Source organism: Saccharomonospora iraqiensis subsp. paurometabolica YIM 90007 (assembly GCF_000231035.2).
Classification (GTDB): domain Bacteria; phylum Actinomycetota; class Actinomycetes; order Mycobacteriales; family Pseudonocardiaceae; genus Saccharomonospora; species Saccharomonospora paurometabolica.
In genome coordinates this window covers 62,448-63,221 of the sequence record NZ_KI912244.1, presented here as the reverse complement: position 1 = coordinate 63,221, position 774 = coordinate 62,448, and the positions used below count along the sequence as shown (strand labels likewise).

The window sequence follows — 774 nt, the reverse complement described above, 5'->3', positions numbered from 1 at the left end:
GGGCCACCGCCTCGGCCCGGTCGTGGCCGCCGACCTCGATGAACAACCAGCCGCGGCCGTCCGGCAGGGCGTCCAGCGCGGCCGGACGGCGGCTGCGCCGCAGCAGCGTGTCGATCAGGTCGGCGCCCATGCCCTCGGCGGTGAGCGGCTTGTGCGGCAGCACGTGCGGAACGGCGTCGGCGGCGGCGATGTCGTCCGGATACCCGGCCACGACCAGGGAGCGGGCCGCCGGGGCGGGCACCAGGCGGACGGTGGCCTCGGTGAGCAGGACACACGTGCCCTCGGTGCCCACCAGGGCGCGGGGGAGGTCGAAGCCGTTCTCCGGCAGCAGCGCGTCCAGTGCGTAGCCGGAGACCCGCCGGGGTAGCTCGGGGAAGGCGGTGCGCAGGGTGGCGAGATGGTCCCGCGCGAGCGTGGACAGCGTCCGCCGCAGGTCGGCGACCCGGTCGGGGTCGTCGCCGGTGAGGGCGTCGCCCGGGCCGACGGTCATCCGGGTGCCGTCGCCGGTGACCACGTCGAGGGAGACGACGGTGTCGGCGGTGCGGCCCCAGGCCACCGAGTGTGAGCCGCAGGCGTCGTTGCCGATCATGCCGCCGAGCGTGCAGCGGCTGTGCGTGGAGGGGTCCGGGCCGACGGTGAGCCCGTGTTCGGCGGCGGCGGCGCGCAGCGTGTCCAGCACGACGCCGGGCTGCACCCGCGCGGTCCGCCGTTCCGGGTCGATCTCCAGCACCCGGTTCAGGTGGCGGCTGTGGTCGAGCACGACGCCGTCGCCGA

General features: G+C 76.2%; 1 protein-coding gene. It reads right to left on the bottom strand.

Annotated features, from left to right (window positions below):
* Positions 1 to 774 (bottom strand): FAD-binding oxidoreductase (locus SACPADRAFT_RS30590; RefSeq protein ID WP_007027837.1); only part of this gene is annotated, 774 nt, incomplete at both ends.